The following is a 6,938-nucleotide window of genomic DNA, read 5'->3' on the forward strand; positions in this document are numbered from 1 at the left end:
CGTAACCGATCCACAGCGCAAAAAAACCGACCAGCGCCAGCCAGTCGAGCCAGGGCAGGATGTTGAAAATTTTCATGGCGCGATGTTACGCCGCGAACACCCCGTTGGCGTGCGTTCCCGCTTGCCCAGCACCACCTCTTGTTGAGAACAAGATGGCCGACTCTGGAAACCCACTGCAGAACAAGGCCAAGTCGGGACCGAGCCTGCGAACGCCGTGTTGCAACCCAGCCCCGAAAACAGCCGAAGACCTGGGCGGCCAGCGCCGCTCCAGGCCTTCGAAGCCGGTGCTCATCCCTTGAACTGGGCCGCCACCGCGGCCACGCGCTGGCCAAACAGGCGTGCGGTTTCCAGATCGCCCGGCAGCATTTCTGCAGCGCCCGCGTCCGATGGGCTTTGCGCCATGGCGCCGGCAAAGGAGCCCACGAAGTTCACGTCGTTGCGTTGCGCGGCCTTGCTGTTGGCCGGCATGAGACCGGTGCCCACCCAGACACCGCTGTGCTGCATGGCCAGGGTGATCAGGTAGTGGATGGTGGAGTGCTTGTCGCCGTTCATGGTGGCGCTGTTGGTGAAGCCGGCAAAGACCTTGTCTTTCCAGGCCTGACCAAACCAAGGCTTGCTCGACGCGTCGGCGAATTTCTTGAACTGCCAGCTCACGCTGCCCATGTAGGTGGGGCTGCCCATGATGATGGCGTCGGCCGCGTTCAGCGTTTCCCAACCCGCCTCGGGAATATTGCCTTCGGCATCGATCGCCAGCAGCTCTGCGCCCGCACCTTCTGCCACCGATTGCGCCATGCGCTGGGTGTGTCCATAGCCCGAATGAAATACCACAACTACTTTAGCCATTCTCAGATCTCCAGTTGATGCGCCGACGGCGCGATAAGGTTAAAAAAGCGCTTAGAAAAGCGTCAAAAAGGCACACCGTCCAGCGTGCCCATCTCACCAGCGAAATAGCGTTTCTGCACCTGCTGCAGAGCCGCGCGGGAATCGACCACAAAAGGGCCACCAAACACCAGCGGCCCACGCACCGGCGCACCGCCCAGCAGCAACACGTCGGCCACCACAGTGCCGGGGTTGTTCAGAACCCAGCGCCCGGCAGCTTTGCCCAGATGCAGGAACAGCCCACGCGCCAGAGCGGTTTCACCGACCTGGGCCCGGGCCGTCACGCCGTAGAGGCCCAGCTCGAACCCGGCCAGCGCGTCCGCATCCCACTCGAAGGTGGCGCCGGGTGCCAGCTGCACATGCAGCAGCAGCGATTCGGCAGTCAGGGGTATTGGCCCTTGCCGGCCCGACCAGTTGCCCGCCAGCAGCCGCAAACCCGCGCCGCCTTCTTGCCACTGCACCACATCGGTGGCGGCGATGGCGCGGTAGGCGTGCTCGTCGAACTGGTGTTCCGGCGGCAGCCGGGCCCAGATTTGCAGCCCGTGGATGGTGGGCGCGAGCGCGGGCAGATTGGTCTCGGCGTGCAAGATGCCCCGGCCGGCGCGCATCCATTGCGCACCTCCGGCGCGGATCACGCCCTGGTGCCCCAAGGAGTCGCGGTGCTCGTTCGCACCTTCCAGCAGGTAGGTCATGACTTCGATGCCGGCGTGCGGGTGCGCAGGCAGTGTCTCGGGCGTGGCCGGAAAGGGGCCGAAGTGGTCCAGAAAAACAAAGGGCCCCACCGATTGCACCGCCGCCGTGGGCAAGGCGCGCAACACCGAGAAATGACCGACAGGCGCTTCGACGGCCTGCCACAGGCTGGGCTGGGTAGAAAGATCGTTGTGCATGGAAACTCCTTTAGCAGGATGGAGGGGCGTGTCGGCTCAGGCCTTGCGCCGGGCGTCCAGGCTGAAGGCACCGGCGCCGAACGCGGCGAGTGCCAGCAAGCCACCGGCCACGCCGACGTTCTTCATGAACAAGAGCTGCTGCATGAACTGCTGCTCGGCAGGCACCGCCCAGAAATTGTGGAAAAAGACCGATGCGCCCAGGGTGAAAAGAGCCAAGGCCAGGGCCGCCCAGCGGGTTTGCAAACCCACGATCAAGGCCAGGCCACCCAGCACCTCGACCGCGATGGCAATGGCCGCACCCAGTGTGGGCAAGGGCAAGCCCACCGAAGCGATGTAGCCCACCGTACCGGCAAAGCCGGTGATCTTGCTCAGACCGGCGGGCAGGAACAAGGCCGCCAGCAACAGGCGGGCAACCAGGGCGAAGGGGTTTTGCAGTGCGTTCATGTGTGTCTTTCAGATGGAAGGAAGAATTTAAGAAATGGCCGTTTCAGGCCGCCAGGTCGAACACCAGCACTTCGGCCGCTTCGCCGTGGGCGATGGTGAGTTTGGACTCCTGTGCCAGCAGGGCGGCGTCGCCGGCCTGCAAGCGCTGGCCGTTCACCTCGAGCGCGCCGCGCACCAGGTGCACATAGGCTTTGCGATCGGGCTTGAGGGCCAGCTCGGCGGTCTCGTCGCCATCGAGCAGACCAGCGTAGATCGCGGCGTCGGCGCTCATGCTCACCGAGCCTTGCGCACCGTCGTTGGACGCCACCAGGCGCAAACGACCACGTTTGTCGGCTTCGGAAAACGTTTGCTGCGCGTAACCGGGCTCGACGCCCAGCTTGTTCGGCTCGATCCAGATTTGCAGAAAGTGCGTGGTCTGTTCGGGTGCGTGGTTGAACTCGCTGTGCTGCACGCCCCTGCCCGCGCTCATGCGCTGCACGTCGCCGGGCGGAATGCCCTTCACGTTGCCCATGCTGTCTTTGTGCGCCAGATTGCCGCTCAGCACGTAGCTGATGATTTCCATGTCGCGGTGGCCATGGGTGCCGAAGCCGGTGCCCGGTGCAATGCGGTCTTCGTTGATCACGCGCAGGTTGCCCCAGCCCATCCAGGCCGGGTCGTGGTAACCCGCGAACGAAAAAGAATGGAAGCTCTTCAGCCAGCCATGGTCGGCATAACCCCGATCCTGGGAGCGTCGAATCTGCATCATGGTGGAATCCTTTCGGTGTTGCCCAGCATTCAGAAATGGGCGGGGCATGTAGAGAATTGTGGCCACGCCGAGGGGGTGGCGGTGGGCATGGGTTTGATGGCATCATTCAATTCGTTTGAACGATCCACGCCCACCCGAAACAGCAACCCACCATGGCCAACCAGACCCAAAGATCCGCTCTTTCGCCCGAAAACCTCGGTTTGCTGGAGTCCGTGGCACGCCTGGGCAGCATGGCGGCGGCGGCCCGCGACATGGGCATGGTGCCCAGTGCGCTGACCTATCGGATCCGACAAATCGAAGACGCGCTGGACGTGTTGCTGTTCGACCGCAGCGCCCGGCGCGCCCAGCTCACGCCGGCGGGTGCCGAGTTGCTGCGCGCAGGGCGCTACCTGCTCGACGAACTCGACGCCGTGGCCCAGCGCGTCAAGCGCGTGGCCACCGGCTGGGAACCGCAGTTCACCATCGCGGTGGACGCGGTGATCGCGCGCTCCACCCTGTTCGAGCTGTGCGAAGCGTTTTACGCCACCGACGCGCCGACCCGTTTGCGCTGGCGCGCCGAAACTTTGTCCGGCACCTTGGAGGCCTTGCAGAACGGCTATGCCGACCTGGCGCTCGGTGTGGCACCCAGCTCTTCCAACCCCGAAATCCAGACCGCCCCCATGGGCAGCATGCGTTTTGTATTTGCCGTCGCACCGCACCACGCGCTGGCCACCATCGAAGAGAGCCTGTGCGACGAGGCGGTGCGCGCGCACCGCGCAGTGGCCGTGGCCGACAGCACACAGAACGGCCCGGGCCGCACACACAATCTGCTGCCTGGCCAGGACGTGCTCACGGTCCCCACCATGCAACACAAGCTGGAAGCGCAACTGCGCGGGTTGGCGGCAGGGTATCTGCCCTTGCCCTTGGCCCAGCCCTACATCACAGCCGGCCTGCTGGTGGTCAAGCAAGTCTTGCGGCCCGAGAACGTGGTCCCACTGACCTATGCATGGCGCCGTGCGCATCCCCGCACCGAGGCCGGGCGGGCCCTGCAGTGGTGGCTGGAGAAGCTGCAACACCCGCAGACCCGCCAGGCACTACTGGAAAACCACCACATTGCCTGAGCCAACCAGCAGCGGCACACGGGCACAGGACTGCTAAAGTCGGCCCATGCCTTCGGCCATTCCGCCCAGCCCACCCTTCTCCAGTGCCCACGCCATGAACAAAAAAACCAAACGCGCCAAGCCCAAGACAAGCGCCCCAGACGCGCGCCGCACCAGCAGCCGCCAAGCCAGCGCACCCCTGCACGTGGCGGTGGTCGGCGCCGGCATGGCGGGCGTGGCCTGTGCGCGCACCCTGGTGCAGGCCGGGCACCGGGTCACGCTGTTCGAAAAGAGCCAGGGCTTTGGCGGCCGCATGGCCACGCGCCGCACCGAATTTGGCGGCTTCGACCACGGCGCGCAGTACTTCACCGTGCGCGACAAACGTTTTGCCCAGGCCTTGCTCACCGCGCAAGCGCTGGCCCGTCCCTGGAGCGCCAGCACCGTGCGTGTGCTCGACGAATTGGGTCATGTGCTGGCCAGCGCCCCACCGCCCACCGAGCCACATTTCGTTGCCACCCCTGGCATGAACGCCCTGGTGACCCACTGGGCCCAGCCGCTGCTGCACCCCGAGCGCCATGGCGACCTGGCGGCACAGACCCGGCTGCAAACGCGCGTGAGCCGCATCGAGCGCGACGCACTCAATCCGCAGCAGTGGCAATTGCGCGCCGACGACACCAGCGACGAAGCCGGTGGCCAACAGGTGCTGGGCGGTTTTGACCGCATCGTGCTGGCGTTGCCGCACCCGCAGATCCACGAGCTGTTGCTCGACTCCGGCCACGCGCCCGAGTTGCGCCACCAGCTCACCAACGTGCACGTGGCCCCTTGCTGGACGCTGATGGTGGCCTACCCCAATGCCATGCAACCCGGCCTGTCGCACCTGGGGCCGCAATGGAATGCGGCGCGCAGCATCCACCACCGCGTGAGCTGGCTGGCGCGCGAATCCAGCAAGCCGGGGCGCGAGCCGATCGAACGCTGGACGCTGCAGGCCAGCCCGGCCTGGTCCACCAAACACCTGAACGACGACCCCGAACGCGTCAAGGCCAAGTTGCTCAAGGGCTTTGCCGAGATCACCGGCATCCGCACCACCCCGGGCCACGCCGTGGTGCACCGCTGGCACTACGCACAAACACAAACCCCGCTGGGCCGCTCGCACCTGTTCGACAAAGCGCTGGGCATTGGCTTGTGCGGCGACTGGTGCCTGGGCCACCGCGTGGAAGACGCCTTTGTCTCCGGTCTGGAGCTGGCGCTCGACATGCTGTGATGGCGGGGTTCCGGCCATGGCGGAACCCGTGACCAGCCCCTACCGGGGCCGCTTCGCACCCTCGCCCACCGGCCCGCTGCACGCAGGCTCTCTGGTGGCCGCGCTGGCCAGCTGGCTGGACGCCAGGGCCCATGGTGGCGTGTGGTTGCTGCGCATGGAAGACCTGGACGCGCCACGCTGTTTGCCGGGCACCGACCAACTCATCGTGCAACAACTCGCCGCCTGTGGGCTGGTGAGCGACGAAGCCGTGGTCTGGCAATCGCAGCGCCAAGCGCTGTACCAGCAGGCGCTGAACCGGCTCATAGAGGGCAGCCACGCCTACCCTTGCGGCTGTTCGCGCAAAGACATCGAATCGGCCTTGCTGGCACGCGGCGAGGCACGCCTGCGCCACGCGGCCGCGGTCTACCCCGGCACCTGCCGCCCCGAAAATGGCGGCTTGCAAGGCAAAGCCGCGCGCGCCTGGCGCCTGCGCGTGCAGGAAAGCCAAGAACCCTTGGCGTGGACCGATCGGCGCCTGGGTGCGCAGACGCAGCGGGTGGCGAAAGAGGTGGGCGATTTCGTGCTCAAGCGCGCCGACGGCCTCTGGGCCTACCAGCTCGCGGTGGTGGTGGACGACGCGGCACAAGGCATCACCCAGGTGGTGCGGGGCCTGGATCTCGCCGACAACACGCCACGGCAAATCCTGCTGCAACAGGCCTTGGGCCTGCCCACCCCCGGCTACCTGCACACGCCGCTGGTGCTGGGCCAGAACGGCGAAAAGCTCAGCAAACAAAACGGCGCAAAGGCGCTGGACCTGTCGAACCCAGTCGCCTGCCTGAACCAGGCCGCCGGTTGCCTGGGCCTGCCTACAGCAGCCCAGAACCCTGGGCGCACACCCGCTCAGTTGCTGCAGGACTGGGTTCCGGCGTGGCGCGCGCTGTGGCCGATCTCCACCGATCCCGGCGGAATCTCCACCGAGCCGACAAGCACCATTTAGCTCGAGCTTACTTCAAGCCGATGCGGTTCAGCCGCCGCGCATTCGACACCGCCTGGCGGTGCACCGGCAGCAGGCCCTGGCGTGCAATGTCCATGGCCACATCTGCAACCTGCAAGGGCGCCAGAGAGTCGGTGGCGCCCATGGGAAACCAAGGCTGCCAGACCACTTGCATCATCGACTGCAACCACTGCTGCTGCGCGCTTGAGGCTTGTGACGCCATGGCCGCCCACGACTCGTGGAAAGCCACCGATTTTTCGTCGTTCATCAACTGGAACTCTTTGCGATCCCGAGCCGACGGTTGCACACCGGCCTGGGCCATGCGCGTCAAGCGGTGCATCACCACCTGGGGAACGGCGACGGCCAGTTCGGCGGCCAACTCGGCGAGCGACGCCGAAGAGCGTGTGGAGCGACTGGGCATAAGCACCTTGGTTGGGGAGTCAACTGAAACTTCACCATACCACCTCGGGATCAACCACACGGTGCCACCGAGCTTGATGCCGGCGGCGGCCCGCCTCGTGCAGCCACCGCAGACCCCGCCCTACAATCTGAGGCTTAAACGCAAGCCCATGACCAGCCACCACACTCCGCCCACCGACAGCCCGGCCACGCAGACCAGCGCCGAGGTCCTTGACACCCCAGCCACGCCCTTCATGCGTGTCATCAAAAG

The 6,938-nt window shown here is 65.8% G+C and carries 8 protein-coding genes; 3 read left to right on the plus strand and 5 right to left on the minus strand.

What is annotated here, in order from left to right; genetic code table 11:
• Positions 1-288 precede the first annotated feature (288 nt).
• The 4 genes from ABYB95_RS13745 to ABYB95_RS13760 form a co-directional block, all read right to left on the minus strand.
• Positions 289-843 (minus strand): flavodoxin family protein, encoded by a 555-nt coding sequence (locus ABYB95_RS13745; RefSeq protein ID WP_372659126.1) that lies wholly within the window; start codon positions 841-843, stop codon positions 289-291.
• Positions 844-905: 62 nt separating this feature from the next.
• Positions 906-1,766 carry a pirin family protein gene (locus ABYB95_RS13750; RefSeq protein ID WP_372659127.1) on the minus strand — a complete coding sequence of 287 codons (861 nt, stop codon included), beginning with the start codon at positions 1,764-1,766 and terminating at the stop codon, positions 906-908.
• Between the two features lie 36 nt (positions 1,767-1,802).
• Positions 1,803-2,210 carry a DoxX family protein gene (locus ABYB95_RS13755; protein ID WP_372659129.1) on the minus strand — a complete coding sequence of 136 codons (408 nt, stop codon included), beginning with the start codon at positions 2,208-2,210 and terminating at the stop codon, positions 1,803-1,805.
• Positions 2,211-2,253: 43 nt separating this feature from the next.
• Positions 2,254-2,955 (minus strand): pirin family protein, encoded by a 702-nt coding sequence (locus ABYB95_RS13760; protein WP_372659131.1) that lies wholly within the window; start codon positions 2,953-2,955, stop codon positions 2,254-2,256.
• A 152-nt stretch (positions 2,956-3,107) separates the two neighbouring features.
• On the opposite strand from ABYB95_RS13760, the gene ABYB95_RS13765 reads away from it, so the two are divergent.
• The 3 genes from ABYB95_RS13765 to gluQRS all read left to right on the plus strand — a co-directional run bounded on the left by ABYB95_RS13765 (position 3,108) and on the right by gluQRS (position 6,271).
• On the plus strand, positions 3,108-4,055 hold the full coding sequence (locus ABYB95_RS13765) for a LysR family transcriptional regulator (protein WP_372659132.1): 948 nt from the start codon (positions 3,108-3,110) through the stop codon (positions 4,053-4,055).
• 94 nt (positions 4,056-4,149) lie between these two features.
• Complete coding sequence (locus ABYB95_RS13770) at positions 4,150-5,295, plus strand: NAD(P)/FAD-dependent oxidoreductase (protein ID WP_372659133.1); 1,146 nt, start codon at positions 4,150-4,152, stop codon at positions 5,293-5,295.
• Between the two features lie 16 nt (positions 5,296-5,311).
• Positions 5,312-6,271 carry a tRNA glutamyl-Q(34) synthetase GluQRS gene (gluQRS, locus tag ABYB95_RS13775; RefSeq protein WP_372659134.1) on the plus strand — a complete coding sequence of 320 codons (960 nt, stop codon included), beginning with the start codon at positions 5,312-5,314 and terminating at the stop codon, positions 6,269-6,271.
• 7 nt (positions 6,272-6,278) lie between these two features.
• Here gluQRS and ABYB95_RS13780 read toward each other — a convergent pair whose 3' ends face one another.
• Entirely contained in the window at positions 6,279-6,689 is a 411-nt protein-coding gene (locus ABYB95_RS13780) for a polyhydroxyalkanoate granule-associated phasin (protein WP_372659135.1), read from the minus strand.
• Between the last annotated feature and the right edge of the window lie 249 nt (positions 6,690-6,938).

It is taken from the genome of Hydrogenophaga sp., assembly GCF_041633695.1.
GTDB lineage: Bacteria > Pseudomonadota > Gammaproteobacteria > Burkholderiales > Burkholderiaceae_C > Hydrogenophaga.

Excerpts from the sequence above, each read along its gene's own strand:
- ABYB95_RS13745 (WP_372659126.1), bottom strand. The coding sequence starts at position 843 with ATGGCTAAAGTAGTTGTGGTATTTCATTCGGGCTATGGACACACCCAG.
- ABYB95_RS13750 (WP_372659127.1), bottom strand. The coding sequence starts at position 1,766 with ATGCACAACGATCTTTCTACCCAGCCCAGCCTGTGGCAGGCCGTCGAA.
- ABYB95_RS13755 (WP_372659129.1), bottom strand. The coding sequence starts at position 2,210 with ATGAACGCACTGCAAAACCCCTTCGCCCTGGTTGCCCGCCTGTTGCTG.
- ABYB95_RS13760 (WP_372659131.1), bottom strand. The coding sequence starts at position 2,955 with ATGATGCAGATTCGACGCTCCCAGGATCGGGGTTATGCCGACCATGGC.
- ABYB95_RS13765 (WP_372659132.1), top strand. The coding sequence starts at position 3,108 with ATGGCCAACCAGACCCAAAGATCCGCTCTTTCGCCCGAAAACCTCGGT.
- ABYB95_RS13770 (WP_372659133.1), top strand. The coding sequence starts at position 4,150 with ATGAACAAAAAAACCAAACGCGCCAAGCCCAAGACAAGCGCCCCAGAC.
- gluQRS (WP_372659134.1), top strand. The coding sequence starts at position 5,312 with ATGGCGGAACCCGTGACCAGCCCCTACCGGGGCCGCTTCGCACCCTCG.
- ABYB95_RS13780 (WP_372659135.1), bottom strand. The coding sequence starts at position 6,689 with ATGCCCAGTCGCTCCACACGCTCTTCGGCGTCGCTCGCCGAGTTGGCC.